General features: G+C 69.1%; 21 protein-coding genes. 14 read left to right on the plus strand and 7 right to left on the minus strand.

What is annotated here, in order from left to right; all coding sequences use genetic code 11:
- Positions 1-21 precede the first annotated feature (21 nt).
- The 3 genes from HCR12_RS00830 to HCR12_RS00840 form a co-directional block, all read right to left on the minus strand.
- The gene (locus HCR12_RS00830; RefSeq protein ID WP_166868514.1) at positions 22-1,179 is read right to left on the minus strand and encodes an ABC transporter ATP-binding protein; all 1,158 of its coding nucleotides are present in this window, start codon (positions 1,177-1,179) and stop codon (positions 22-24) included.
- Positions 1,180-1,339: 160 nt separating this feature from the next.
- The gene (locus HCR12_RS00835) at positions 1,340-2,833 is read right to left on the minus strand and encodes an SPFH domain-containing protein (RefSeq protein ID WP_166868516.1); all 1,494 of its coding nucleotides are present in this window, start codon (positions 2,831-2,833) and stop codon (positions 1,340-1,342) included.
- Positions 2,834-2,870: 37 nt separating this feature from the next.
- Positions 2,871-3,350, minus strand: coding sequence for an NfeD family protein (locus HCR12_RS00840; RefSeq protein ID WP_166868517.1), 480 nt, complete (start codon positions 3,348-3,350; stop codon positions 2,871-2,873).
- Between the two features lie 117 nt (positions 3,351-3,467).
- On the opposite strand from HCR12_RS00840, the gene HCR12_RS00845 reads away from it, so the two are divergent.
- The 3 genes from HCR12_RS00845 to HCR12_RS00855 all read left to right on the plus strand — a co-directional run bounded on the left by HCR12_RS00845 (position 3,468) and on the right by HCR12_RS00855 (position 7,371).
- Entirely contained in the window at positions 3,468-4,172 is a 705-nt protein-coding gene (locus HCR12_RS00845; protein ID WP_224763561.1) for a lysophospholipid acyltransferase family protein, read from the plus strand.
- Between the two features lie 69 nt (positions 4,173-4,241).
- On the plus strand, positions 4,242-5,111 hold the full coding sequence (gene ypfJ / locus HCR12_RS00850) for a KPN_02809 family neutral zinc metallopeptidase (RefSeq protein WP_166868521.1): 870 nt from the start codon (positions 4,242-4,244) through the stop codon (positions 5,109-5,111).
- Positions 5,112-5,265: 154 nt separating this feature from the next.
- Positions 5,266-7,371 (plus strand): acyl-CoA dehydrogenase family protein, encoded by a 2,106-nt coding sequence (locus HCR12_RS00855; RefSeq protein ID WP_166868523.1) that lies wholly within the window; start codon positions 5,266-5,268, stop codon positions 7,369-7,371.
- A gap of 69 nt (positions 7,372-7,440) precedes the next feature.
- Here the strand turns inward: HCR12_RS00855 and HCR12_RS00860 are convergent, their stop codons facing one another.
- The 3 genes from HCR12_RS00860 to HCR12_RS00870 all read right to left on the minus strand — a co-directional run bounded on the left by HCR12_RS00860 (position 7,441) and on the right by HCR12_RS00870 (position 11,747).
- Positions 7,441-10,275 (minus strand): FAD-binding and (Fe-S)-binding domain-containing protein, encoded by a 2,835-nt coding sequence (locus HCR12_RS00860; protein WP_370589321.1) that lies wholly within the window; start codon positions 10,273-10,275, stop codon positions 7,441-7,443.
- A gap of 82 nt (positions 10,276-10,357) precedes the next feature.
- Positions 10,358-11,005, minus strand: coding sequence for a GntR family transcriptional regulator (locus tag HCR12_RS00865; RefSeq protein WP_166868527.1), 648 nt, complete (start codon positions 11,003-11,005; stop codon positions 10,358-10,360).
- Between the two features lie 7 nt (positions 11,006-11,012).
- Positions 11,013-11,747, minus strand: coding sequence for a GntR family transcriptional regulator (locus HCR12_RS00870; RefSeq protein ID WP_166868528.1), 735 nt, complete (start codon positions 11,745-11,747; stop codon positions 11,013-11,015).
- Positions 11,748-11,940: 193 nt separating this feature from the next.
- On the opposite strand from HCR12_RS00870, the gene HCR12_RS00875 reads away from it, so the two are divergent.
- From HCR12_RS00875 to HCR12_RS00915, 9 genes are all read left to right on the plus strand, one after another.
- Positions 11,941-13,383: an FAD-binding oxidoreductase gene (locus tag HCR12_RS00875; RefSeq protein ID WP_166868530.1), complete on the plus strand. Its 1,443-nt coding sequence runs from the start codon at positions 11,941-11,943 to the stop codon at positions 13,381-13,383.
- 59 nt (positions 13,384-13,442) lie between these two features.
- A complete protein-coding gene (locus HCR12_RS00880; RefSeq protein WP_166868532.1) occupies positions 13,443-14,939 on the plus strand; it encodes a xylulokinase in 1,497 nt (498 codons plus the stop codon).
- Complete coding sequence (locus tag HCR12_RS00885) at positions 14,936-15,856, plus strand: LysR family transcriptional regulator (RefSeq protein WP_166868534.1); 921 nt, start codon at positions 14,936-14,938, stop codon at positions 15,854-15,856. The genes HCR12_RS00880 and HCR12_RS00885 overlap by 4 nt, the downstream gene beginning before the upstream one ends.
- An 80-nt stretch (positions 15,857-15,936) precedes the next feature.
- The gene (locus tag HCR12_RS00890; protein ID WP_166868536.1) at positions 15,937-17,253 is read left to right on the plus strand and encodes an aspartate aminotransferase family protein; all 1,317 of its coding nucleotides are present in this window, start codon (positions 15,937-15,939) and stop codon (positions 17,251-17,253) included.
- A 109-nt stretch (positions 17,254-17,362) separates the two neighbouring features.
- The gene (locus tag HCR12_RS00895) at positions 17,363-18,424 is read left to right on the plus strand and encodes an ABC transporter substrate-binding protein (RefSeq protein ID WP_166868538.1); all 1,062 of its coding nucleotides are present in this window, start codon (positions 17,363-17,365) and stop codon (positions 18,422-18,424) included.
- Between the two features lie 113 nt (positions 18,425-18,537).
- The gene (locus tag HCR12_RS00900) at positions 18,538-19,365 is read left to right on the plus strand and encodes an ABC transporter permease (RefSeq protein ID WP_166868541.1); all 828 of its coding nucleotides are present in this window, start codon (positions 18,538-18,540) and stop codon (positions 19,363-19,365) included.
- Entirely contained in the window at positions 19,362-20,150 is a 789-nt protein-coding gene (locus tag HCR12_RS00905; RefSeq protein WP_166868543.1) for an ABC transporter permease, read from the plus strand. Before HCR12_RS00900 ends, HCR12_RS00905 begins: the two co-directional genes overlap by 4 nt.
- Entirely contained in the window at positions 20,147-21,226 is a 1,080-nt protein-coding gene (locus HCR12_RS00910; RefSeq protein WP_166868545.1) for an ABC transporter ATP-binding protein, read from the plus strand. Before HCR12_RS00905 ends, HCR12_RS00910 begins: the two co-directional genes overlap by 4 nt.
- A gap of 32 nt (positions 21,227-21,258) precedes the next feature.
- A complete protein-coding gene (locus HCR12_RS00915; RefSeq protein WP_166868548.1) occupies positions 21,259-22,503 on the plus strand; it encodes an aminotransferase family protein in 1,245 nt (414 codons plus the stop codon).
- 51 nt (positions 22,504-22,554) lie between these two features.
- Here HCR12_RS00915 and HCR12_RS00920 read toward each other — a convergent pair whose 3' ends face one another.
- Positions 22,555-23,127: a hypothetical protein gene (locus tag HCR12_RS00920; RefSeq protein WP_166868550.1), complete on the minus strand. Its 573-nt coding sequence runs from the start codon at positions 23,125-23,127 to the stop codon at positions 22,555-22,557.
- Between the two features lie 164 nt (positions 23,128-23,291).
- Here HCR12_RS00920 and HCR12_RS00925 point away from each other — a divergent pair, with 164 nt between their 5' ends.
- Together HCR12_RS00925 and HCR12_RS13765 are read left to right on the plus strand one after the other, a co-directional pair.
- A complete protein-coding gene (locus HCR12_RS00925; protein WP_166868552.1) occupies positions 23,292-24,155 on the plus strand; it encodes a hypothetical protein in 864 nt (287 codons plus the stop codon).
- A gap of 208 nt (positions 24,156-24,363) precedes the next feature.
- Positions 24,364-24,957, plus strand: coding sequence for a sortase (locus HCR12_RS13765; RefSeq protein WP_304610838.1), 594 nt, complete (start codon positions 24,364-24,366; stop codon positions 24,955-24,957).
- The last annotated feature ends 33 nt before the right edge of the window (positions 24,958-24,990 follow it).

Consider the following 24,990-nt stretch of genomic DNA (forward strand, 5'->3'; position numbering starts at 1 on the left):
GCGGGTGGTGGATCGGGTGGTTCAGGGAGCGGGTGTCGGGTCCTTGGGAGGGGGCGGGGGTGCATCGGCGGGGAACACCTGCACCGAATCGGGGCGCCAGCTGAGCCCCACGGTGTCGCCGACGCTCACGCGCGGGGCGTCGGGGGTGGGGCGGCGCGAGAGCACCTGCGGGCCCTGGTCGATCTGCAGCAGGTACTGCATCGTCTCGCCGAGGTGCGAGATGCCCACGACGGATGCCGCGACGGCGTTGACGACGCCAGGTGCGGCATCCGGGTGCACCTCGACGAACTCGGGGCGCACCGCTGCGCGCGCGGCGACGCCGGCGGGCAGCCCGATCGCGGTTGCCGGCTGCAGGCGAACGCGCGGGGCGTCGACGGCGGACCCGTCGGGCGCGACGGTGCCCTCGAAGAAGTTCTGCTGGCCCACGAACCCGGCGACGTACGCGGACGCGGGGTGCGCGTAGATCGTGTCGGAGTCGGCGAGCTGCTCGATGCGTCCGGCGCGCATCACCGCGATGCGGTCGCTCATCGAGAGCGCCTCGTCCTGGTCGTGGGTGACGAACACGAACGTCGTGCCGAGCTGGGACTGCAGGAGCTTGAGCTCGAGCTGCATCTCTTCGCGCAGCTGCCGATCGAGCGCACCGAGGGGCTCGTCGAGAAGAAGCACGGCGGGGCGGTTGACGAGCGCTCGGGCGAGGGCGACCCGCTGCTGCTGGCCACCGGAGAGCATCGTGGGCTTGCGGTCGGCGAAGCCGCGCATGCGCACCATGTCGAGGGCGGCACCCACCCGCTCGCGCACCTCGGCTTTCGGGGTGCGGCGCTGCTGCAGCCCGTACGCCACGTTCTCGGCGACCGTCATGTGAGGGAACAGCGCGTAGGCCTGGAAGACGGTGTTGACGTTGCGTCGGTAGGGGGGCGTGCCGAGCACGCTCGCTCCGCTGATGAGGATGTCGCCCGCATCCGGCTGCTCGAATCCGGCGATCATGCGCAGCGTCGTGGTCTTGCCGCAGCCGGAGGGGCCGAGCAGCGAGATGAACTCTCCGGCGCGGATGTCGAGGTCGAGGCGGTCGACGGCGGTGTGCTCGCCGTACACCTTGGTGATGCCGTCGAGCGTGACGGTGCCGGGCGCGCGCGCCTCGCTCGTGCTGTCAGTGGTGGTTGCGGCAGTCGCCGAAGTCACGTCGTCCCCTTTCGGGCCGGCTCAACGTTGAGGGCGTGCCGCCATTCAAGCGCGGACCTGACGCGATATCAACGATTGCTTTGACGGATTTCGTTGCGAAAAGGTCTCGGGGCGCAGGAATTCGCTTCCTGCGCCCCGAGACCGGTGTGTGTTCCGTTGCCTACTCGGCGGTGTCGGCCTTCGGCGCGGAGGCCTTGCCGCGCGTCGGCGTGGTGCCGCCGTTGCCCGTCGTGATGTCTCCGATGAGCTTGCGCAGGTCGAGCCCGGTGAGGTTCTGCACGACCGTCGGCACCTCGCTCGCGACCTGTGCGACCGTCTTGGTGAGCGCGGATGCGCCGTCGGTCGAGACGACCGTGAGGTTGCTGATCGCGGCGAGCGGCTCGGCGACCGCGCGCGTGATCTCGGGCAGGCGCGCGATGATCTCGGACGCGAGGGCGGCCTCGCCGTACTTCTTGAGCGCTTCGGCTTTGGCGTCGATCGCCCGGGCTTCGGCGAGACCCTCGGCGGCGATCGCGGCACCGCGGGCTTCACCCTCGGCGCGCACACCCTCGGCGAGAGCGACCTGGCGGTCGCGCTCGGCGGTACCGGCGAGACGCACGGCCTCGGCGGCGGCCTCGGCGTCCTGCACCGCGGCTACCTTGTTCGCCTCGGCGATGCGGGTGCGCTTGTAGGCGTCGGCTTCGGTCGCCGCGTTGGCGGCGTCGCGCTCGGCCTGGGCTGCCTGGACCGTGGCGTAGGCGTCGGCCTCCGCGGGCTTGCGGACGGTGATGTCGAGGCGCTCCTGCTCGACGCGCGCCTGCTCCGCGAGAGCCTGACGCTGTTCGGCGGCGACGATGCGGTCCTGTTCGGCCGTCGCGAGCTGTCCGGCGGCGTTCGCCTCGGCGTTGGCGCGGTCGGTCTCGGCCTTGATGGCGGCCTGCTTGAGACTGAGGGCCTTCTGGCGCTCGGCGATCTGCTCGGCTGCCTCGATGCGTGCGAACTCGGAGGCGCGCTGGGTCTCGGCTTCCTTGACCTCGGCGTTCTGGCGGGCGAGGGCGGCTTCGGCGCGACCGAGGTCGGCGAGGTAGCTCGTGCCGGGCGTCGAGATGTCCGAGATGTTGAGCAGGTCGACCTGCAGGCCCTGTTCGGCGAGGTCGAGCTTCGTGGCCTCGACGACGGCCTCGGAGAGCGCGTTGCGGTTGGAGATGATCTCCTGGATCGGCATGTTGCCGATGATCGAACGCAGCGATCCTTCGAGCGACTGCTGGATGATCTGCGTCAGCGAGCCCTGCTGCGACAGGAATCGCTGGGCAGCGCGGCGCACGCCCTCGGCGGTTCCGGAGACCTTGAAGTTGACCGAGGCCTGGATCGCGAGCTTGATGAAGTTCTTGTCGACGCCTTCGACGACGATGCCGATCTGGCGCTGCTCGAGCGAGACGAGGAAGCCCTGCTGCAGGATCGGCCAGATGAAGACGCGGCCGCCGATGACGACGCGCTGGCCGGCGTCCGGCTCCGTCGTCAGCTTGCTGGAGCCGGCGCCGCGGCCGACGACGACCATGGCGGAGTTCGGCGGAACGCGCTTGATGCGCCCTGCGACGAACGCGAAGATCGCCAGGACGACGATGACGAGCGAGACCACCGCGATGATGGTCACATTCTGGGCGGGAAGATCCACAGGCGTTCCTTTCGGGAGACGTGGGAGGTGGTGGTGGTCAGTCGGTGGGGGTGGTCGAGACGGCGCGCTCGATGCGCACCCGGGATCCCTGCATCTCGATGACGCGGATGCGGGTGTCGCGCGGGATCGGCTCGTCGGCGAAGGCGAGACGCGTCTCGATCTCGCCGGGGCCGTCGAGGCTCACCTCGCCCGAGGTCGTGGTGACGTTGGAGCGCGTCACGCCGTAGAGGCCGACGGGCGAGCTCGGGGTGCCGTCTTCGCTGCGGCGGAGGCTGCGGATGAGCAGCTGCACCGCGATGTACACGGCCACGCCGATGACGCCGGAGATGAGGTACGACGACCAATCCGGGAGGCCGTTCGAGATCGCGATGGCACCCGAGGCGCCGAAGACGACGAACGCGCTTCCGACCGCTGTTCCCGAGATCGCGCCGTCGAGGAAGTCGAGGATCTCGTCGAAGAGGAGGGAGACCAGAACCAGCAGGAGGCCGATTCCGCCGACGATGAGGAAGGGCAGCATGACCTGAGTCTAGGGTGAGCCGTCCTCGACGGGTCGGGGCAGTCCTCCCCTCTTCGGGGGAGATTTCCTCGGGCGTTGCATGCCGCGGAGGGAATGATGGTTTGCGAACCTGAGCTAATGCGTTTCCTCAGCCGGCTGCTGCTCTCCCCTCTCGCGCGGCTGATCTTCCGCCCTCGCGTCATCGGCCGCCGCAACGTGCCGAAGACGGGCGGGGTGCTTCTCGCGAGCAACCATCTCGCGTTCATCGACAGCATCGTCATCACGCTCGTCGCACGGCGCTCGGTGTCGTTCATGGCGAAGTCCTCGTACTTCACGGGGCGCGGTCTGAAGGGTGCGTTCCAGAAGGCGTTCTTCGGCGGCGTGGGCGCGGTGCCCGTCGAGCGCGGCGCAGGTTCGGCGGCGCAGGATGCGCTCGACGCGGGGCTGCGCGTGCTGGAGGCGGGCGAGGCGTTCTCCATCTACCCCGAGGGAACCCGCTCGCGCGACGGTCGCCTGTACCGCGGCCGCACGGGCGTCGCGTGGCTGGCGCTCACGGCGGGCGTGCCGGTCGTGCCTGTGGCGCTCATCGGCACCGACGACATGCAGCCGGGCGGCAAGGGCCCCATTCGACGGGCGAAGGTCACCGTGAAGTTCGGCGAGCCGATGGATCTGTCCTCGTTCGGTCCGGCGACGTCGGGTCGCGCTCGCCGCGAGGCGACGGATGCCGTGATGGCGCAGATCCAGAAGCTCTCGGGCCAGGAGTTCGCGGGCGTCTACAACGAGCCTCCCGCCTCGACCGTGCGCGAGAAGGTCGGCCGCTTCTTCCACCGCGAACGCCGCTGAGCGCGCGCCTGCTGGGGTGAGCGCCGCGCGGGGTTCGCCGGAGGTGGCGCGGAGAACTAACGTCGTCGTATGACGTTCAACGACAACGCCGACATCAGCCGTGGGCGCGTCAGCCGCCGCACCAAGGGCGGGATCGCAGCCGGAGGCGGCGTGGGGCTCATCGCCATCGTGGCCTTCATCGTCTCGCAGCTGACGGGTGTCAACGTGGCGCCGCTCGCCGAGCAGATCCTCAGCGGATCGGGCGGCTCGGCTGAGTCGGCGCAGGTCGACTGCGAGCTCGGCAGTGAGGCGAACACGAACCTCGACTGCCGCATGGACGGCGCGTACGCCTCGCTCGACACCTACTGGGAGTCGCGCGTCGAGGGCTACCGGTCGCCCGCGAACTTCATCCTCTTCGAGGGAGGCGTGAGCACCGGATGCGGCAACGCCACGAGCGCGGTGGGCCCGTTCTACTGCCCGCCGGATGAGTCGATCTACATCGACACGAGCTTCTTCGACGAACTCTCGAGCCGCTATGGCGCGAGCACGGGCCCCCTCGCCCAGCTCTACGTCGTCGCCCACGAGTGGGGCCACCACATCCAGAACCTCATCGGCCAGATGGACCGCATCGACAACAGCCAGACCGGGCCCGATTCGGACGGCGTGCGCCTCGAGCTGCAGGCCGACTGCTTCGCGGGCGCGTGGGTGGGTGCCGCCGAGAAGACGACGGATGCGAACGGCGTGCCGTACCTCACGGTCTCGGATGCCGACCTGCGCGATGCGCTGAGCGCCGCGGAGGCGGTCGGAGACGACAACATCCAGGAGTCGGCGACGGGCCAGGTGAACCCTGAGTCGTGGACGCACGGGTCGAGCGCGCAGCGTGAGAAGTGGTTCGAGGTGGGGCGCACGAAGGGTCCGCAGCACTGCGACACCTTCTCGATCGCCGGCTCGCAGTTGTAGCTCCTCCGACGCCCGCGGGGTCGCGATTGGTGGGTTTCCACAACTCCCATCGGCGTTGCCGCGGGGTGCGTCGTGCGCCGCGGACGACGATCTCGCCACCCGCGAGCCATCGACCTAGCGTGAGGTCACCGCACCGACTTCCCAGGAGGATGCCATGACGCGCACCGAATCCCGTCCCGAGGTGGGCACCGAACTGCCCCCCGAGGTCGCCACCCCGCGTGACGCAGCCCACCAGGCTGCCGCACTGGAGGTCGACGTCGCCTGGCTCGGTGAGTACCTCCTCGGGCAGTGGGCCGCCGAGCGCAAGGAGTCCCGCGCCGTCGCCTCGGATCCCGAGTTCTGGTACCAGGGCAACCTCTCGCTCGCCGAGCATCGCGAGCGCGTGCTCGGGCAGCTGCACGGTCTCGTGAAGCGCGGCGCCATCCAGCGCGCCTTCCCGAAGCGCTTCGGCGGCAGCGACAACCACGGCGGCAACATCGCCGCTTTCGAGGAGCTCGTGCTCGCCGACCCGTCGCTGCAGATCAAGTCGGGCGTGCAGTGGGGCCTGTTCGCGGCCGCGATCCTGCACCTCGGCACCGAGGAGCACCACGAGCGCTTCCTCCCGGCGACGCTCTCCCTGGAGATGCCGGGCGCGTTCGCGATGACCGAGACGGGCCACGGATCCGATGTCGCCGCCGTCGCGACGACCGCGACGTTCGACGAGGCCGCCGACGAGTGGGTCATCCACACGCCGTTCCGCGCCGCCTGGAAGGACTACCTCGGCAACGCCGCACTGCACGGCCGCGCCGCTGTGGTGTTCGCGCAGCTCATCACGAAGGGCGTCAACTACGGCGTGCACGCGTTCTACGTGCCGCTCCGCGACGAGCAGGGGGCCTTCCTGCCCGGCATCGGCGGCGAGGACGACGGCCTCAAGGGCGGCCTCAACGGCATCGACAACGGGCGCCTGCACTTCACGAACGTGCGCGTGCCGCGCACCAACCTGCTGAACCGCTACGGCGACGTCGACGAGAACGGCGACTACACCTCGCCCATCGAGAGCCCCGGTCGCCGCTTCTTCACGATGCTCGGCACTCTCGTGCAGGGTCGCGTCTCGCTCGACGGCTCGGCGGTGCTCGCCTCGAAGGCAGCGCTCCACATCGCCCTCGCCTACGCCTCGCAGCGCCGCCAGTTCGCTGGCGGAACGGGCGAGGAGGTCGTGCTCCTCGACTACGGCCGGCACCAGCGCCGCCTCCTCCCGCGCCTCGCAGAGACCTACGCCATGTCGTTCGCGCACGAGGAGTTCCTGACCCTCTTCGACGAGGTGTTCTCGGGCGTCAACGACACGACCGACTCCCGCGAGGATCTCGAGACGATCGCCGCGGCGCTCAAGTCGCTGTCCACCTGGGCGGCCCTCGACATCCTGCAGGAGGCTCGTGAGGCGTGCGGCGGCTCCGGCTTCCTCGCCGAGAACCGCCTCACCCAGCTGCGCGCCGACCTCGACATCTTCGCGACGTTCGAGGGCGACAACAACGTGCTGCTGCAGCTCGTCGCCAAGCGTCTGCTCACCGACTACGCGAAGAAGTTCAAGAACGCGGATGCCGGCACGATGGCGCACTACGTCGCCGGCCAGGTGGGCGAGGCGGCGGTCAACCGCTCGGGTCTGCGTCAGCTCGGCCAGTCGATCGCCGACTTCGGCTCGACCGCGCGGTCGGTGGGCTTCGTGCGCGACGAGGACTCGCAGCGCCAGCTGCTGACCGACCGCGTTCACACGGCCGTCGGCGAGCTCGCGGCGAAGCTGCGCCCGGCGTCGAAGCTCTCGCCTGAGGACGGCGCGGCGCTCTTCAACCGCTACCAGAACGACCTCATCGCCACGGCGCGCGCCCATGGCGAGCTGCTGCAGTGGGAGGCGTTCACGCGGGCGCTCGCGAAGGTGCCCGAGGGTGACACGAAGCAGGTGCTCACCTGGCTGCGTGACCTGTTCGGCCTCGGACTCATCGAGAAGGATGCCGCCTGGTACCTCATCCACGGTCGCCTCTCGGGCCACCGTGCGGCGGCGATCACGGCCTACATCGACGACCGTCTGCTGCCGCGCATCCGCGAGCACGCGCTCGACCTCGTCGCTGCGTTCGGGCTGACGCCTGAGCTGCTGCGCGCACCGAACGCGACGGATGCCGAGCAGATCCGCCAGGACGAGGCCCGCGCGTACTACGCCGAGCTCCGCGCCTCGGGCGCGGCACCCGTCGACGAGAAGACGCTGCACAAGGCCAAGAAGAAGCGCTGACGCGATGTGCGCGAACGGCCCCCGGAGTGGATCCGGGGGCCGTTCGGCGTTCTGCGCACCGCGCGTGCGCTAGGGGCGCGTCGCCTCCTCAAGCAGCTCGAGCACGTGGCGGTAGTCCTCGCCGGTGGCGCGGGTCATGCCGAGCTCGCACGTGCGGTTGCACGACGCGTGGGCGTCGGCGCCGATCTCGCGCACCTCGGCCGCTTCGGCGGCAGTCGCGGAGGCGGTGAGCTCGGGGTGCAGCATGCCGCGGTCCCCCGCGAACCCGCAGCAGCCCCACGCATCCGGAACCGTCACCGTCTGGGCGACGGCGGCGCCGATGCGGGTGAGTGCGGGGTCGACACCCATCTGGGTGGACGAGCACGTGGGGTGCAGCACGAGCGAGTCGACGAGCGGGGTGACATCCCCCAGTCGCGGCAGGATCTCGCGCGCGGCGAAGTCGACGGCGTCCTCGACATCCGCCTCGATGCCGGCATCCTTCAGGAGCTTCGCGAATCCCTCGGTGCAGCTCACGGCGTCGCTCACAATGCGCACACCGGAGGCTGCGCCCTCGCGCACCGCGGCGGCGACGCGCTCGAGCATCACCTGGCGGCCCTTGGCCATGCCCTTCGAGGTCCACGGGGTGCTGCAGCACAGGCTCTCGATCTGGTCGGGCACCTCTACGAGCACGCCCGCGCGCTCACACAGCGCGACGAAGGCGGCTGTCGCGCCGATGCCGCCGGCCGCGGCGCCGAACATGCTGCCGACGCACGCGGGCAGGTAGATCGCGAGCGGCGCACCGGAGCCCGAACCCTGGAGCCCGCGCAGACCGCGACGGGCGGAGCCGCCGCCGGGGAGGTCGTCGCCGTACTCGGGCACGGTGTCGTCGCCGAGCACGGCGCGGCCCACCGTCGTCGCGGCGCGCACGAGCGGCGCGGGCACGGCGTCCGCCAGGGTCAGCGCGACGGCGCCGACGCGCGTCACGGCGCCCCACTGCTGCGCCGCCACCTTCCAGCCGGCGTCGAGCACGGGCGACTGGCCTTCGCGGCGCAGGCGCTTCACGAGGCTGCCGGTGTCGATCTTCACGGGGCACGCGGTCTGGCACATGCCGTCGGCGGCGCACGTGTCGACGGCACTGTAGTCGTAGTCGCGCTCGATCTCGGCGAGCGTGCGGGTGTCGCCGGCGGCCTCGGCGCGGGCCTGCGCGCGGCGCACCACGATGCGCTGGCGCGGGGTGAGAGTGAGGTCCTTCGAGGGGCAGACGGGCTCGCAGTAGCCGCACTCGACGCAGCGGTCCGCCTCGACCTCGATCGTCTCGGCGAGCTTGATGTGGCGAACGTGCGCATCCGGGTCGTCGTCGATGATGACGCCGGGGTTGAGGATGCCCGCGGGGTCGAAGAGGCGCTTCAGCTCGCACATCACGTCGTAGAGCTCGTCGCCGTACTGGCGGCGCACGTAGGGCGCCATCGCGCGACCGGTGCCGTGCTCGGCCTTGAGGTTGCCGCCGGCGCCCAGCACGAGGTCGACCATCTCCTCCGTGAAGTCCACGAGGCGTCCGATCGCGGCATCGCCCTCGTAGCGGTCGGTGAGCATGAAGTGGATGTTGCCGTCTTTCGCGTGACCGAAGATCACACTGTCGCGGTACGCGTAGCGGTCGAACAGCACCTGCAGGCTCTCGCAGGTCTCGGCGAGGGCCGGGACCGGCACGACGATGTCCTCGAGCAGCGCGGTCGTGCCGCTCGGGCGGGCCCCCGCGACGCTCGCGTAGAGGCCCTTGCGCAGCTTCCACGCACGCGCCCGCTCGACCGGGTCGACGGACGACGCGAACGGCGCGACGAGCGGCATCCCGGAGAGGGCGGTGGCGCCGAGCTGGGCGGTGGTGAGCAGCTCGGTGGCGTCGTCGGCGTGGTACTCGATGAGCAGGGCCGCCTCGCCCTGCGGTTCGAAGCCGAGGATCTGCGGGGGAGCGTCGGCGAGCGTCTGGCCGACGCGGATGCTCGTGGAGTCCATGAGCTCGAGGGTCGCCGCACCCGTCGCGACGAGTTCGGGCAGGGCCCGGGTGGCGTCCTGGAGGGTGCGGAAGACGGCGAGGCCGGTGGTGATGTGCGGCATGACGGGCACGGTGCGGAAGATCGCTTCCGCGACGAAGGCGAGTGTGCCCTCGCTTCCGATCACGAGATGTGCGAGCACGTCGACGGGGCGCTCGAAGTCGAGGAACGCGTTGATGCCGTATCCGATGGTGTTCTTCATCGCGAACTGGCGTTCGATGAGTCGCACCGATTCGGGGTTCTCTCGCACGCGGCGCTGGAGGCGCTGAAGCCCGTCGAACAGCTCGGGCTCGGTCGCACGCAGCTGGGCGTCGGCATCCGGGTCGGCGGTGCGGATGACGGTGCCCGAGGCGAGCACGAGCGTCATCGATTCGAGGGTGCGGTAGGTGTTCTCGGTGACGCCGCACGCCATGCCGCTGGAGTTGTTGGCGATGACGCCGCCGATCGTGCAGGCGGCCTCGCTCGCCGGGTCGGGGCCGAGGCGGAACCCGTGGCGCAGCAGGCGCGCGTTCACCTGACGCACGGTCGCGCCCGGTTCGACGCGCACGCGGCGGCCGCCGTCGAGCACCTCGATGCCGCGGAAGTGCTTGCGGGTGTCGATGAGCACGGAGTCGCTGCTGGCCTGACCGGAGAGGCTCGTGCCGCCCGATCGGAAGGTGACGGCGGTGCGGCTCGACTGCGCGCCGTGCAGGATCGCGGCGACCTCCTGGGCGTCGGCGGCGACGATCACGGCATCGGGGGTCAGCAGATAGTGCGAGGCGTCGGATGCGTAGGCGACGCGGTCGATCGTGCGGGTGCGCAGGCGCGCCGGGTCGGCGACGGCGTGGGTGACGCGCGGGTGCAGGGTGCGGGGTGCGGAGTGCGTGTGGGCGGTCATCATCGATCCAACGGGTTCGGTCGGCAAACTTGTCTGACAAGTGTACCGACGGAGGGTCTTCCGTCGAGGTTCCGCCCGCAGGTCAGCTCTCGAGCGAGTCGCGGAGTCGAGAGCGAGCGGCGTCGAGGTGCTGCTGCAGACTCGCCGCGGCGGAGGCCGCATCGCCCGCTGCGATCTCATCGAGGATGCGCGCGTGCTGGGCGGCGATGTCGGTCGTCGAGAGCAGCGCCGCGCTCTGCACCTGCGTCATGCACAGGCGCACCTCGTCGGCGAGGAGCGCGTAGATCGAGCTGAGCCGCTCGCTGCCCGCCGCATCCACGAGCGCGCGGTGGAACTCCATGTCGGGGCCGACCACCGCGAGAGGCTCCGCGGATTCGAGCTCGCGGATGCGGGCGTTGGCGGCGTCTGCGCGCTGGGGGCGAGCGCGTCCCGCCGCCAGGCGGCGCACGACCTCCGACTCGACGGCCGCGCGTGCGCCGTAGATGTCGTCCACGTCGGATGCCGTGAGCGAGGTCACCCGCGCGGTCTTGTGCGCCCCCCGCACGAGCAGACGCGCGGCGACGAGCGCATCGATCGCGGAGCGCGCGGTCGGACGCGAGACGTCGTAGGCGGCCGAGACCTTGGCTTCGCCGAGGGGCGTGCCCGCCACGAGTTCGCCGGAGAGGATGCGGTCGCGCAGGTCGTTGGCGACCGCATCGACCACCGATACGACCTCGAGGGGGCGGCTCACGGTCGGCCTACTCGGCGAGATCCATGTCGAACGCGAAGCGGTCTCCGCGGAACACGGAGGTCAGGATCTCGACGGGGATGTCGCCCTCGCGGTACGAGACCTTCTCGAAGCGCAGGAACGGCGTGTGCTCGAGGGCTCCGATGAGCTCGGCGACCGGCGCGTCGAGCACGGCCTCCACCTTCTGGTGGGCACGCGCGATGGGGCGACCGGTCTCGCGCAGGAAGGCGTAGAAGGAGGTCTCGTCGAGGTTGAGCTGCTGAACTTCGTCGATGAGGTCGGGGGCGATCACGAGACGCTGCCATCCGAGGTCGGTGCCTTCGAGTGAACGCAGTCGCGTGATGACGAGCACCTCCTCGTGGGGGCGAAGTGCGAGCAGGCGCGCCTCGGTCGTGGTGCAGCGGCGCACCTCGCGTGACACGGTGCGCGATCCGGGATGGAGGCCGCGGGCGAGCATGTCCTCGTGGAATCCGGAGAACGCGCGCATGCGGCGCTCGATCTTGTCGCCGATGACGAATGCGCCGCGGCCCTGCATGCGCTCGACGAGGTGCTGGTCGACGAGCTCGGTGATCGCGTGGCGCGCGGTCATCCGGGAGACGGAGTATTCGGAGGCGAGCTCGGTCTCGGAGGGGAGCTTGTCGCCGATCTTGAGCTCGCCGGAGAGGATGCGCCCCCGGATCTCGTTCGAGATGAGCGAGTAGTAGGGCTCGTGTCGCGACGTGGTTCGCGGCTCGGCGGGGGTCATACGGCGTCTCCTGTGGCGCGTCGTGTGCGACTTCGGCGGGATGCGGGGGGCCTGACGGCGTGGTGCGACCGTGCCTAGCGAGGGTATCGCACCCGCGTACTTCTCGGTTTTCGGATCATTCTGCGGATCGGGGGTTGAGGACGCATCCGGCAATCCGTATGCTCGTCTATACAAGTCACTCGAAAGGGCATTCATGCACGAGCTTTCCGGTCTGCTGCTGCACCAGTTCAGAACCGACCTCATCCGCGCAGTCGGCCAGGAGAACGTCCGCGACGACGCCGACGAGCTCAAGGCCGTCGCCGTGGACCAGTACTGGGTCTCCGTCATGTGGACGGCCAAGGAGCAGGAGATCGCGGTCCCCTACTTCTACGTCACCCCCGAGACCACCGAGCAGGTCTCCGCGGTCATGAGCGTCTGCAACGAGTACAAGGTTCCCGTCGTCGTTCGTGGCCTCGGCTCCGGCACGCAGGGCGGCGCCGTCTCGTTCCTCCCCGGCATCGTCCTGGGCATGGAGCGCATGAACAAGATCATCGACATCGACGAGAAGTCGCTCGTGCTGACGGCTGAGCCCGGCATCAACGGCGAGGTTCTCGAGCTCGCGCTCAACGAGCGTGGCCTCATGCTCGCCCACTACCCGTCGTCGTTCGCCATCGCGTCGCTCGGCGGCTACCTCGCCGCCCGCGGCTCGGGCGTCATGTCGACCAAGTACGGCAAGGCCGAGGACCTCGTCCTCTCGATCGAGGTCGTGCTCGCCGACGGAACCATCATCGAGACGCTTCCCGTGCCGAACCACGCCAACGGCCCGGACCTCCTCCAGCTGTTCGTCGGATCCGAGGGCACCCTCGGTGTCATCACCAAGATCCGCATGCAGCTCGACCCGCTGCCCGAGACGCGCCTGTTCGCGGTCTACGAGTTCCCGACCGTCGAAGACGGCATCGAGGCCTCGCGCCGCATCATGACCGAGCGTCTGCGCCCCGCGGTCATCCGTCTCTACGACGCCGGCGCCACCAAGCGCTCGCTGCAGGACACCGGCCACGACCTCTCGGGTGTCAACTCGATCATCATGGTCGACGGACAGTCGGCGATCGCCGAGCCCACGATCGCGCGCATCCGCGAGATCTGCGAAGAGGTCGGCGGCATCGCGCGCCCCGACTCCGAGGGTGAGCACTGGTGGGAGCACCGTTACGACTTCTACCGCCCGCCGCTCCAGCCCGGCTACCCGAAGATGTACGGCACGGTCGAGACGCTCACCACGTTCGACAAGCTGCCCGGCCTCTACCAGGCGAAGCGCGACCACGTGCTCTCGACGTACGCTCAGTACGACGTCAAGTACACGGCGCACTTCTCGCACTGGTACCCGTGGGGTGGCATGATCTACGACCGCTTCTACATCGACAACCCGCCCGCGGACGCGGCCGAGGCGCTCAAGCTGCACAACGAGATCTGGGACTCCTGCTCGCGCATCAACCTCGAGCACACCGGCATGCTCAACGAGCACCACGGCATCGGATTCAAGCTCGGCCGCCTCATGCGTGAGCAGCAGGGTGCGACGTTCGACGTCCTCCTCGGGATCAAGCGTCAGCTCGACCCCAAGGGCATCCTGAACCCCGGCAAGCTCGGCTTCGGGATCTGGTGATGACTGTGCCTTCGCTGTCGAGTGTTGCGCCTGGTGGGAGCGCAGTGTCATCGGGCTACGTGATCGGAGTCGACGCCGGCACGGGTGGTTGCAAGGTGACCGTGCTCGGCAGCGAAGGCACTATCCACGCGTCGGTCTACGTTCCGTATCCGTCGATCTACGCGCGGCCCGGGTGGGTCGAGCAGGACCCCGAGCAGTGGCGGGAGGCGGCGCTCTCGGGCGTCGCCCAGGCGCTCAGCGGCTTCAGCGCCGCGGAGCGCGCCGCCGTGCGCGGGCTGATCTTCTCGGCCCCCCACCACATCGCGGTGCTCCTGGACGCCGATGGCCGTCCGGTGCGCAACGCGATCATGTGGAACGACCAGCGCAGCGGTGAGCAGGTGCGCCGCCTGCAGGAGGCGCACGGCGACCTCATCCTCGACGTCACACGCAACAACGTGAGCGCCACGTGGACGCTCGCCCACCTCGCCTGGCTCACCGATCACGAGCCCGAGGTGCGCGAGAAGGCCGTGCGCATGGTCTACATGAAGGACTACCTGCGTTCGGCGTTCTCGGGCGGAGACACCCTCACCGACTACATCGAGGGCGGCGGAACCCTGTACTGGGATCTGCGTCGCCGCGAATGGAGCCGTGAGCTTCTCGAGATCGTCGGCTTCGCGGATGTCGCGCAGCCGGAGATCGTCACGCCGACCACGGTCGTGGGCACGGTCACGGCGGCCGCCGCCGAGCGCACGGGCCTTCCGCTCGACGCGCTCGTCTATGTCGGCACGGCCGACAGCGCCGCCGAGATCTACGCGGCCGGCGGCGTGCGCCCCGGCGACGCGGTTGTGAAGCTCGCGACGGCCGGCAACCTGCAGGTCGTGACGGATGCGCTGCCCAGCACGACGCGTCCGCTCACCTACGAGCACCCGATCGACGGCCAGTACTACGTCAACACCGCGACCAACTTCGCGGCGGCGTCGTTCCGCTGGTTCCGCGAGTCGTTCGTCGACGAGCTCGCCGCCGAGCGCGGCGTCGAGTCGTACGAGATCACCGAGTCCGACGTGTCGACGGTTCCCGCCGGCAGCCGCGGGCTCATGTTCCACCCGTACCTGAACGGCGAGCGGAGCCCGCTCTGGGATCCGAAGCAGCGCGGGTCGTTCTTCGGCGTCACCCCCGTGCACGACCGCGCGCACTTCACGCGCGCCGTCATGGAGGGTGTGGCGATGTCGATCCGTCACGCGTCCGAGGATCACGATCGCTTCCCCGAGAAGGCACGCCTTGTCGGTGGTGGCGCGAACAGCGTCACGTGGGGCCAGATCGTCTCGGACGTGCTCGGCATCCCCGTCGAGGTTCCGGAGCTCGCCGATTCGTCGGCGGGAACCGCGCTTCTCGCGGCGACCGAGCTCGGCTGGTTCTCGGATGTCGCGGAGGCGGCCGACTCGGCCCAGAACATCCTCCGCTCGCACGAGCCGAACCCGGCTGCCGTCGCGGTGTACGAGGAGCGCTTCGCGCTCTACACCGAGTACGAGCAGGCGACCCGCTCGATCGCGCACCGTCTGGCTGACAGCGGGGCATGACCTCGCCGACCACGGGGGACGCGCAGCTCTCGCTTCGACAGCTGCGGCAGTTCCTCGTGGTCGCCCGCGAGGGCAACATGCGCCGCGCGGCCGAGCTGCTGTTCATCTCGCAGCCCGCGCTCTCGCTCAGCGTGCAGCAGCTTGAGCGCGAGCTGCGGGTGACGCTGTTCGAGCGCAGCGCGCGCGGTGTGGCGCTCACGGCGGCGGGCACGCTGTTCCGCGAGCGCGCACAGGCGCTTCTCGCGTCGGCGGAGGCGGCCGTCGCGGATGTGCGCGGCGTCGCCGGCATCCGCCCGATCCGCGTGGGATACCTGCACAGCGTCGGCGCGGAGCTGCTGACGCGCGTCATCACCGGATTCGAGCGCGAGTTCCCCGCGCATGCCGTCGAGGCGCGCAGCTTCGATCTGTCGGACCCGACGGCGGGTGTGGCCTCGGGGGCCGCGGATGTGGCGTTCACCCGCTCGCCGGTGCTCGATCCCGAGCTGCACCACCTCGATCTCGCGACCGAGCAGTGGGCGGTGTGCCTGCCGGATTCGCATCCGCTCGCGAGCCGCGAGGAGGTGGCGATCGAGGAGCTCCTGGATGAGCCGGTCGTCGCTGCTCCGGAGAGCGCCGGGTCGTGGCGCGATCACTGGATGGCGGCGCAGGCGCGCGGCGGCCGTCCCGCGATCGTCGCGGCGGTCGCGGCCACCTTCGAGGCCGAGTACCTGGCGGTCGCGCGGGGTCAGGGCATCAGCTTCACGACCACCGAGGCGGCGCGGCTGTTCCGCCCGCCAGGGGTGCGCTTCATCCCCGTCGCGGGCATGGAGCCCGCGCGCGTGACGATGACGTGGCGCTCGGATCTGCCGCATGTGCGGCGCTTCGTGGACTTCGTTCGCCACCAGGATCTGGGGTCTTCGGCTTCCCTGATCGTGTGATCCGAACAAACGACTTCTTCGCGAAACATCCCCGTGGTCAACTTGGTGACAGATCAAGTTTTCGAGGAAAGGAATGATCAATGGGGGAATCGCGAGACGCGATGCTCGAACAGGGCCGCAAGGCTCTGATGGGTGGGTTCGGCGCCGAGGGCGTGCGCAAGCCGGTGATCGTGAAGTCCGAGGGCGCGCGCGTCTGGGATGACCAGGGCAACTCCTTCATCGACCTCACCTCGCAGTCCTGGACCAACAACATCGGCGGATCCGACCCGCGGATCGCTGAGGCCGCCTACCAGCAGGCGCTGCAGCTCAGCCACGTGCGCTCGATGTACCAGACCGAGCCGCAGCTCATGCTCGCCGCGCAGCTCGCCGAGATCGCTCCCGAGGGCCTCGGCAAGGTCGCCTTCAGCCTGCACGGCAGCACCGCGATCGAGACGGCGATGCGCCTCGCGCTCAAGAACTCCGACACCCCTGGTCCGTTCATCGCGCTCAACGACGCGTACCACGGCCGCACCTTCGCGACGATGGGACTCAGCTGGCCGCACGGCGAGCGTCGCTTCGACCAGCAGATCCCGTGGGCCATCCGCGTGCGCCAGCCCTACGCCTACCGTGCGCCGAAGGGCGTCTCGCCGAGCGAGTGGGCCGAGAAGTGCGCCGAGGACCTGCGCGAGGTCATCCGCGCGTCGCACACCCAGCGTCCCGTCGCGTTCATCATGGAGCCCGTCCAGGGCAACGGCACGCAGCTCGACTTCCCGGTCGAGTACTACCAGCGCGTGCGCGAGATCTGCTCCGAGACCGGCGTCTTCCTGATCTTCGACGAGATCCAGACGGGCTTCGGCCGCACGGGGAAGATGTGGGCCTCCGACTACTACGGAGTGACCCCCGACATCCTCGTCTTCGGCAAGGCCGCCGCCGGCGGTTACCCGCTCGCCGGCATCATCGCGCGCGAGGACATGAAGCCGTTCGGCCCCGGCGAGGACGCCCTCACCTTCGGCGGCTTCCCGCCGAGCATGGCGGCGGCGCTCGAGAACCTGCGCATCCTGCGCGAGGGCGACTACATCGAGAACGCGGCGCGCATGGGCGAGTACACCACCGGTCGCCTGAAGGAGCTCGCGGAGCGCCACCCGCTCATCGGCGAGGTGCGCGGCCCCGGCCTCCTCATCGGCGTCGAGCTGGTCGAGGATCGCGAGACCAAGGCACCCGCGATCAGCGCCACCGGCCAGGTGCTCGAGCGCGGATGGGAGCGCGGCGTGATGTTCGGCGAGACCCGTTTCGCGAACTCGGGCAACGTCGTCAAGTTCAAGCCCCCGATGTGCGTCACGAAGGACGAGATCGACATCTGCGTCGATGTCTTCGACGAGATCCTCACGGAGCTCGAAGCGGAGCGTGTAAACGCCTGATTACGTTTCGGGCGACGAGGGCGTCTGGGGTTGACACGCCACCAACCCGCTGAGATAGTCGTCTATACAACCAAGCACCACCTCCAACTCGAATATTGGGGAATCACACATGAAGAAGACCAAGCTCTTCGCCCTCGCCGCCGGCACTGTTGCCGTCGCGATGACGATCACCGGCTGCACCACTGACGGCGGCAGCTCCAACAACGAGGGCGCCGCCAGCGACACCCTCTACTTCGCCGGATGGGGAGGCCAGTACCAGGAGGCCATCGCCGAGGCGATCATCAAGCCGTTCGAAGAGAAGTTCGGCGTGAAGGTCGTCCAGGACTCGCCGGTCGACTACGTCAAGATCGAACAGATGGTTGCCGCGGGCAACATCACCTGGGACGTCACCGACAACGACCCGTTCTTCGTCAACCCGAACTGCGGCACGCTGTTCGAGGAGATCGACCAGTCGGCGATCGAGGGTCTGCCCGAGGAGATCGTGGCGCCGTGCGCCGTGCCGATCATCCAGTACGCGCAGGTTCTCATGTACAACACGGAGACCTACCCGGACCCGGCCACCGCGCCCAAGGGCTGGGAAGACTTCTTCGACACCGAGAAGTTCCCCGGCACGCGTGCCGTCGGCAACTACGCCACCTACGGTGCGGTCGAGGCCGCGCTCATGGCGGACGGCGTCGCCGAGGACGAGCTCTACCCGCTCGACTTCGACCGTGCGTACTCGAAGCTCGACACCATCCGCGACAGCCTCGTGTTCTGGGACACCGGTGCCCAGCAGGAGCAGCTCCTCGTCTCGGGTGAGCCCGACATGATGATCGCCTGGTCGGGCCGTGCGGCCACCCAGGTGCGCGGCGGAGCCACCTACGCCCCGGTCTTCGACCAGGCCGTGATCGCGTACAACACGCTCGCCATCACCAAGGGCTCCAAGAACAAGGAGCTCGCGGAGAAGTTCATCGCGTTCGCCCTCGAGGCCGAGCAGCAGAGCCGTCTGGCCGAGCTGATCGCCTACTCGCCCGGCAACCTGAACGCCACGCCGCAGCTCGACGAGATCGGCCAGCAGTACAACGTCATCGAGCCCGAGATCCTCTCGACCTCGGTCTACCAGGACATGAACTGGTGGGGCGACAACCTCGACGCCGGCGTCGAAGCCTGGACCAACTGGGCCATCGGCTGACCTGACCGCACCAAGAGATATACCGGAGAACGCCCGTGACGAGCACACAATCGCTCCGAATCGCGCAGGCTGACCGTCGCCCTCGTGGCGGCGGTCAGCCCCGGCCACGACGCGTGGGACTGCGGGCACTGCCCGTGGTCCCCGCGCTCGTCGTGGTCGCACTTGCGCTCATCATCCCCGTCGTGATTCTGCTGTCGCAGAGCTTCTTCGACCCTGACTTCACCCTCGACAACTACGTCAAGCTCTTCAACGACGAGACGTCGAAGACGGTGCTCGGACGCACGCTCGCCATGTCGGCGATCGTGACGCTCGTCACGCTCCTCCTCGCCTACCCGTACGCCGCCGCCATGACGATGGTGTCGGACAAGACGCGAGCGATCATGCTCGCGATCGTGCTGCTGCCCTTCTGGACGAGCCTCATGGCGCGAACCTTCGCCTGGATCGTCCTCCTGCAGGAGAACGGCCCCATCAACGCGATGCTGAGCGTCGTCGGCCTCGGCGACGTCAAGCTCGGCGGCACCGCCATCGGCGTCGTCATCGGCATGACCCAGGTGCTGCTGCCGTTCATGGTGCTGCCGCTCTACAGCGTGCTCTCCACGATCGACCTGCGCCTCGTGACCGCCGCGCAGAGCCTCGGCGCCCGCCCGCTCGTCGCCTTCGCAAAGGTGTACCTGCCGCTGTCGATGCCGGGCATCTTCGCCGGCATCACCCTCGTCTTCATCATGAGCATCGGGTTCTACGTGACCCCCGCCCTCCTCGGTTCGCCGCGTGAGGCGATGGTCGCCCAGCTCATCGACACCCGCATCATCCGCATGCTCGACTTCGCCGGAGGTGGTGCGCTCTCGCTTGTGCTGATCGCCATCATCCTCGTGCTTCTCGGAGTCGTCACGCGGTTCGTCGGCCTCTCGCAGGCGCTCGGAGCAGGAGCCACCAAGCGATGAACACCGCAACCCGTCTTCCCCTCTACCTCCGCATCATCGGCGTCGTCGTCGCGGTCTACCTGATCGCGCCGCTGCTGGTGATCATCCCGGTGTCCTTCACCGGCAAGCAGAGCTTCGAGTTCCCGCCCAAGGAATGGTCGCTCGACTACTACGTCAAGTTCTTCACGGACGACGTCTGGATGGGGGCGCTGCGCAACTCGCTCGTTCTCGCCGTCGTCGTCGCGATCGTCGCGACCGTGCTCGGCACGCTCGCCTCGTTCGCGCTCGTCCGGGTCGAGTTCCGCGGACGTGAGCTGGTCCGCACCGTGCTGCTCACCCCGATGATGGTGCCCTCGATCGTCGCCGCCGTCGCGGTGTACGCCGTCGCGCTGCGCACGGGACTCGTGGGCAACTTCGGCGGATTCGTCCTCGCCCACACGATGCTCGCGCTGCCGTTCGTGATCGTCGCGGTGACCGCGAGCCTCGGAACCTTCGATACCCGACTCGAGCACGCAGCTTCGAGCCTCGGCGCGAACAAGTTCACGACGTTCCGCCTCGTGACGCTTCCGCTGCTGCTTCCCGGCATGCTCTCGGGCGCGGTGTTCGCCTTCGTCACCTCGTTCGACGAGGTCGTCATGGCGCTGTACCTGCAGAGCCCGTCGCTGCGCACCCTCCCGGTGCAGATGTACACGAGCGTGAAGCTCCAGACCGACCCCACGATCGCCGCGGCCTCGACTGTGATCGTCGTGATCACGTCGGCCGCCATCCTTCTCCCGCAACTGCTCAGAAAGGCAGACAAGTCGTGACCGACACCACGAATGCGAGCTCCGTCGTTCTCCGCAACGTCGTCAAGAGCTACGGAAACGGAACGGCCAACGCCGTCGACAACGTCAGCCTGACGATCGCCGGCGGCGAGTTCATGACCTTCCTCGGTCCGAGCGGTTCCGGCAAGACCACGACCCTCAACGCGATCGCGGGCTTCCTCGACATCACGTCGGGCGAGATCCTCATCGCGGGCGAAGACGTCTCCCGTGTGCCCGCCCACAAGCGCGACCTCGGCATGGTCTTCCAGCACTACGCGCTCTTCCCGCACCTCAACGTGCTCGAGAACGTCGCCTTCCCGCTCGCGCGCCGCGGCGTCGCGAAGGCCGAGGCGCACGAGCGCGCCCGCGCCGTGCTCAAGGTCGTCGGGCTCGAGGGCTTCGAGGAGCGCCTGCCCAAGCAGCTCTCCGGTGGACAGCAGCAGCGTGTCGCCGTGGCGCGAGCCGTCGTCTACAACCCGCGCGTCGTCCTCATGGATGAGCCGCTCGGTGCGCTCGACAAGCGTCTGCGCGAGCAGGTGCAGACCGAGATCAAGCGCCTGCACCGCGACCTCGGCCTCACGTTCATCTACGTGACCCACGACCAGGAGGAGGCGCTCGCGCTGAGCGACCGCATCGCGGTCTTCAACGACGGAAGCATCGCCCAGGTGGGAACGGCGGAGGAGCTCTACGAGCGACCCGCGAACCGCTTCGTCGCGAACTTCCTCGGTGAGTCGACCATCTGGTCCGGTTCGGTCGACGGCGACGCGTTCGTCATCGACGGCGGCCTGCGCCTGCCTCTGCCCGCCGACCGCACGGTCGCCGAGCCCGTGGCCGTCATGGTGCGCCCCGAGAACCTGCGCGTCGTCGCGGCGGACGCTGCGACCTCCGGCCCCCGTGTCGTCGGTCGCGTCGTCGAGACCATGTACCTCGGCTCCTCGGCCAAGACCGCGGTCGAGCTGCCGGGTGGCGTCACCGCTGTCGTGCGCACCCCCGCCGCGATCGCCGTGCCCGTGCAGGTCGGCGACGAGGTCGCCGTCACGTGGAACGACGAGCACGCCGTCTTCCTCGCCGCCAACTGAACCGCAGTACCAGCTCACACAGGAGTCACATCATGAGCCAGTCTTCGCTCCCCGCGATGCTGTACCCGTTCGCTCGCCCCACGGCGACCGAGTTCCTGCGGATCGTCCGCGGCGAGGGAACCCTCGTCTTCGACGACGAGGGCAACGACTACGTCGACGCGACGTCGTCGCTGTGGTTCGCCACGGTCGGTCACGGCCGCACGCAGATCGCCGACGCGGTCGCCGCGCAGATGTCGCGCCTCGCGGCATTCCACACCTTCGAGCGCTTCTCCAACGACATCGTCGAGGAGCTCTCGGAGCTGCTCGTCGCCGACGCGCCGATGGACGACGCCCGTGTGTTCTTCACGAACTCCGGATCCGAGGCCGCCGACACCGGCATCAAGATCGCGCGTGCCGCCCGCACCCTGCAGGGCAAGCCCGAGAAGTCGATCATCGTCGCGGTCGACGGCGCCTTCCACGGCGTCTCGTACGCGGGCATCTCGGTGGGTGGCATCCAGGACAACAAGAACCGCTTCGGCGCGACCCTGCCCGACGTCATCCACGTTCCCCGCCACGACATCGACGCCCTGCGCGCCGTGTTCGAGGAGCACGGCGACCGCATCGCCCTGTTCATGATCGAGCCGGTGCTCGGTGCGGCGGGCGTCTACCCGCCGCCGGAGGGCTTCCTGAAGCAGGTGCGCGAGCTGTGCGACGAGCACGACGTGTGGCTGCTGTTCGACGAGGTCGTCACGGGCTTCGGCCGCCTCGGCACCATGTGGGCGTCGCGCTACTTCGACGTGCGCCCCGACCTCGTGATGTTCGCGAAGGGCGTCACCTCGGGCTACTTCCCGATGGGCGGTGTCTTCGTGGGAGCCGACGTGCGCGCAGCGCTCGAGTCGGACCCGGAGTTCCTGCTGCGTCACGGCCACACCTACTCGGGCCACCCGGCCGCGTCGGCTGCCGCGCTCGCGAACATCCGCATCCTGCGCGAAGAGAACCTCATCGCGAACGTGCCGCACATCGGCGCGCGCATCCGCGAGGGCCTCGACGCGATCCACGCCGACGGTCTCGTCGACGCGGTGCGCAGCGAGGGTGCCATGTGCGCGGTGCAGCTGCCGGAGAACGTCGAGGCTGTCGACATCCGCGAGCGCATGATCGCGAACGACCGCGTCATCGTGCGCGCCATCGGCCGCTCGACGATCGCCATGTCGCCGCCGTTCGTGACGACTGACGAGCAGATCGACCGCATCCTGGCGGCGCTGCGTCGTGCGCTGGAGGACGTGCACGCCGGACGCTGACCCGGAGTGCTTGGCGGGCGGCCGCGGATCGGGGGATCCGCGGCCGTCTTCTCATTCCAGGCCGTGAGGCATGTCGAGCAGCTCCTCGAGCTCCTCGCGCAGATCCTGCAGTGCGATGCTGCGGGCGACGCCCTTGAGGGTGCGCGATCCGCGCTTCTGGGGCACCGAAGCGGCGGTCGCCGCGATCTCGTCGAGCGCGAGCATGCGCGCCTCGTCGATGAGCTTGGCGGTGGCCTCGTCGTCGGTCTGGAAGTCCCGCAGACTCTTCGCCACCGCCAGGAGCACGCGCCGCCGACGCCGCAGCAGCGGCACATCGCGCGAGTTGTAGTCACGGGCCGTCACCGCGCTGCGGTGGCGCTTGCGCGCATAGCCGATGTCGACGAGCAGCCTCTGGGCATCCTGCTCGCTCTCGACGGCGAGATGCTCCGCCTCGGCGCGCACCGTCTCCGTGAACCAGGTCTGGTCGAAGTCGACCCCATCACGCAGCGTGCGCAGGATGATGAGATTCTTCATCCGCTGACGGATGCCCGCGAACGCGACGAGGAGAGCGTCGGCGACAAGGTCGCTCAACGAGGTGCGGCGCGGAGGCAGTCGGAACATCGGCATCGTGTCCACGTTATCCACAGCACGGTCCTCAGTGGGCATACCCGCAGGGTTTTCAACACGGGGGCAGTTCTGCCCGTGGCATCGGGGCGCGGGTCTGCAACAATCAGCCTCGACGCGCCCTCGCGTCGCAAAGGAGCGAATCCATGACAACCACCCCTCCGCAACGGTCCAGAGCCGCCACGATGTCCCTGTGGCTCGCCGTCGGCGCACTCATCGTCGCCGCGATCATGGGCGGGTTCTTCATCATCGTGGGAGACCAGGCGAACGTCGCCGGCCGTGCGTGGCTGACACTGTTCCTGGTGCTGCTGTTCGCCGGTGCGGTCGTGCTCGACGCGCAGGTCTCCGACGGGCCCAACAAGTGGTACCTCACCGCCTCGACCATCACCAACGTCGTGATCGTCGCCGTGGGTCTGATGAAGCTCTGGAACGGCTGGCTGCAGGGGGAGAACACGAGTGATCCGGGGGTGTGGAGCGCCCAGTTCGGACGCCTCATCGCCGTCGCCGTGCTGCTGCGACTCGCACTTCTCGTCACCCAGCTCTACGGCCTCTACTTCGTGACCCGCGCCCGCAGCCAGGTGGGCAAGATCACGGCGGGCATCACGATCGGCATGGTGTGGATCGCTGCGCTCGTGCTCGCGGTCCCCGCCTCGTTCCCCGCCTACGACTGGCCCGAGTGGTGGTGGCGCATCGCCGGCGCCGCATCGCTCGTCGCGGTGGTCATGGCGGTCATCCCGGTGATCATCCGTGCGTTCGAGCCCAAGCCCGAGCGTGCGGCGGTCCAGACCCCCGCGTACCAGGCGCCTGCCGCCGGCTACGCGCCTGCGGGGTACCAGGCCTACCAGCAGCCGGTGTACCAGCAGCCGGCCGCACAGCCCGCCTACCAGCCGGTTCCCCCGGAGTACCAGCAGCAGGCCGCCGCACCAGTCGCGGCCGCGCAGCAGCCGGTTGCGCCCGCGCCCGCGGTAGAGGTCGCACCCGCGGCAGGTGGCACGGAGGCCGCGCCAGCACCGGAAGGCGAGATCACGCCGCCGGTTCCGCCGCAGTGAGGCGAGACCGAGCCCGGTCCTGAACACGTCGAGGCCCCCGAGATGATCTCGGGGGCCTCGTCCGCGTGAGGGGGCCGGCTGAGCGCTCGGCCGGGCGCCGTCTGCGCGTCAGTAGTCCTCACCCTCGGCCTGCGAGGGGTGGCGATCGAACCACGCGGGAACCGCGATGAAGTCGAGGGCGTCGGTGTCGAAGAGCTCGGTGCTTGCCATGATCTCTGTCCTTCCGGGAGTGCGCTGCTCTGCGCGCGATCAGCGGGCGGATTTTCCGCTCAGCCCCATCCTGCGCGTGAGATCGCCGAAAATGGGGCCGGATCAGGCGGAACTTCATCGTCGTCTTCCGTTTCCAGCAAGAATCCCGGTTCTTGACGCACAGCCTGATCACAGGGCCTGGCTGGCGAGCGCAGCACTCTTCACGCCGCTGCATGAGGCGGAGGTGGGGGATGAGTTCTGGATCGATGTGCTCGGCGAGCAGCACTGGTACCGGGTCGATCAGATCGTCACCGTCGAGCCGGGCGATCTGCGCGAGATGCAGATCCTCGAAGGGCGCGACTATGTGACCCTGTTCACCTGCACGCCGGTCGGGGTCAACAGCCACCGGCTGCTCGTCCGAGGCGAGCGCATCCCGGCGCTTCCGCCGAGGTGGGAGCGATGCAGAGCGATGTGCAGGCGGGATTCCCCTGGTGGCTGCTCGCGTTCGCGGGTGGAACCGCTGTTGCCGCGTAGCTGGTATTCCGGCCGACTCGTCGTTCCCGCGGTGCGGGCGATGCTGCGCACGAGCGGGCGGGATGACTCCGAAGCCTGAAGCCATCCACCGCAGATGCAGAAGAACCCCGGT

Origin of the sequence: Salinibacterium sp. ZJ70 (genome assembly GCF_011751865.2) — a bacterium.
In the GTDB taxonomy this organism is placed as follows: Bacteria; Actinomycetota; Actinomycetes; order Actinomycetales; family Microbacteriaceae; genus Homoserinibacter.

What these genes read in the sequence shown, in the direction of transcription:
- HCR12_RS00840 (WP_166868517.1), bottom strand. Translation starts at nt 3,350, where the DNA reads ATGCTGCCCTTCCTCATCGTCGGCGGAATCGGCCTCCTGCTGGTTCTG.
- HCR12_RS00845 (WP_224763561.1), top strand. Translation starts at nt 3,468, where the DNA reads ATGCGTTTCCTCAGCCGGCTGCTGCTCTCCCCTCTCGCGCGGCTGATC.
- ypfJ (WP_166868521.1), top strand. Translation starts at nt 4,242, where the DNA reads ATGACGTTCAACGACAACGCCGACATCAGCCGTGGGCGCGTCAGCCGC.
- HCR12_RS00855 (WP_166868523.1), top strand. Translation starts at nt 5,266, where the DNA reads ATGACGCGCACCGAATCCCGTCCCGAGGTGGGCACCGAACTGCCCCCC.
- HCR12_RS00860 (WP_370589321.1), bottom strand. Translation starts at nt 10,275, where the DNA reads ATGACCGCCCACACGCACTCCGCACCCCGCACCCTGCACCCGCGCGTC.
- HCR12_RS00870 (WP_166868528.1), bottom strand. Translation starts at nt 11,747, where the DNA reads ATGACCCCCGCCGAGCCGCGAACCACGTCGCGACACGAGCCCTACTAC.
- HCR12_RS00875 (WP_166868530.1), top strand. Translation starts at nt 11,941, where the DNA reads ATGCACGAGCTTTCCGGTCTGCTGCTGCACCAGTTCAGAACCGACCTC.
- HCR12_RS00885 (WP_166868534.1), top strand. Translation starts at nt 14,936, where the DNA reads ATGACCTCGCCGACCACGGGGGACGCGCAGCTCTCGCTTCGACAGCTG.
- HCR12_RS00890 (WP_166868536.1), top strand. Translation starts at nt 15,937, where the DNA reads ATGGGGGAATCGCGAGACGCGATGCTCGAACAGGGCCGCAAGGCTCTG.
- HCR12_RS00895 (WP_166868538.1), top strand. Translation starts at nt 17,363, where the DNA reads ATGAAGAAGACCAAGCTCTTCGCCCTCGCCGCCGGCACTGTTGCCGTC.
- HCR12_RS00905 (WP_166868543.1), top strand. Translation starts at nt 19,362, where the DNA reads ATGAACACCGCAACCCGTCTTCCCCTCTACCTCCGCATCATCGGCGTC.
- HCR12_RS00915 (WP_166868548.1), top strand. Translation starts at nt 21,259, where the DNA reads ATGAGCCAGTCTTCGCTCCCCGCGATGCTGTACCCGTTCGCTCGCCCC.
- HCR12_RS00925 (WP_166868552.1), top strand. Translation starts at nt 23,292, where the DNA reads ATGTCCCTGTGGCTCGCCGTCGGCGCACTCATCGTCGCCGCGATCATG.
- HCR12_RS13765 (WP_304610838.1), top strand. Translation starts at nt 24,364, where the DNA reads ATGATCTCTGTCCTTCCGGGAGTGCGCTGCTCTGCGCGCGATCAGCGG.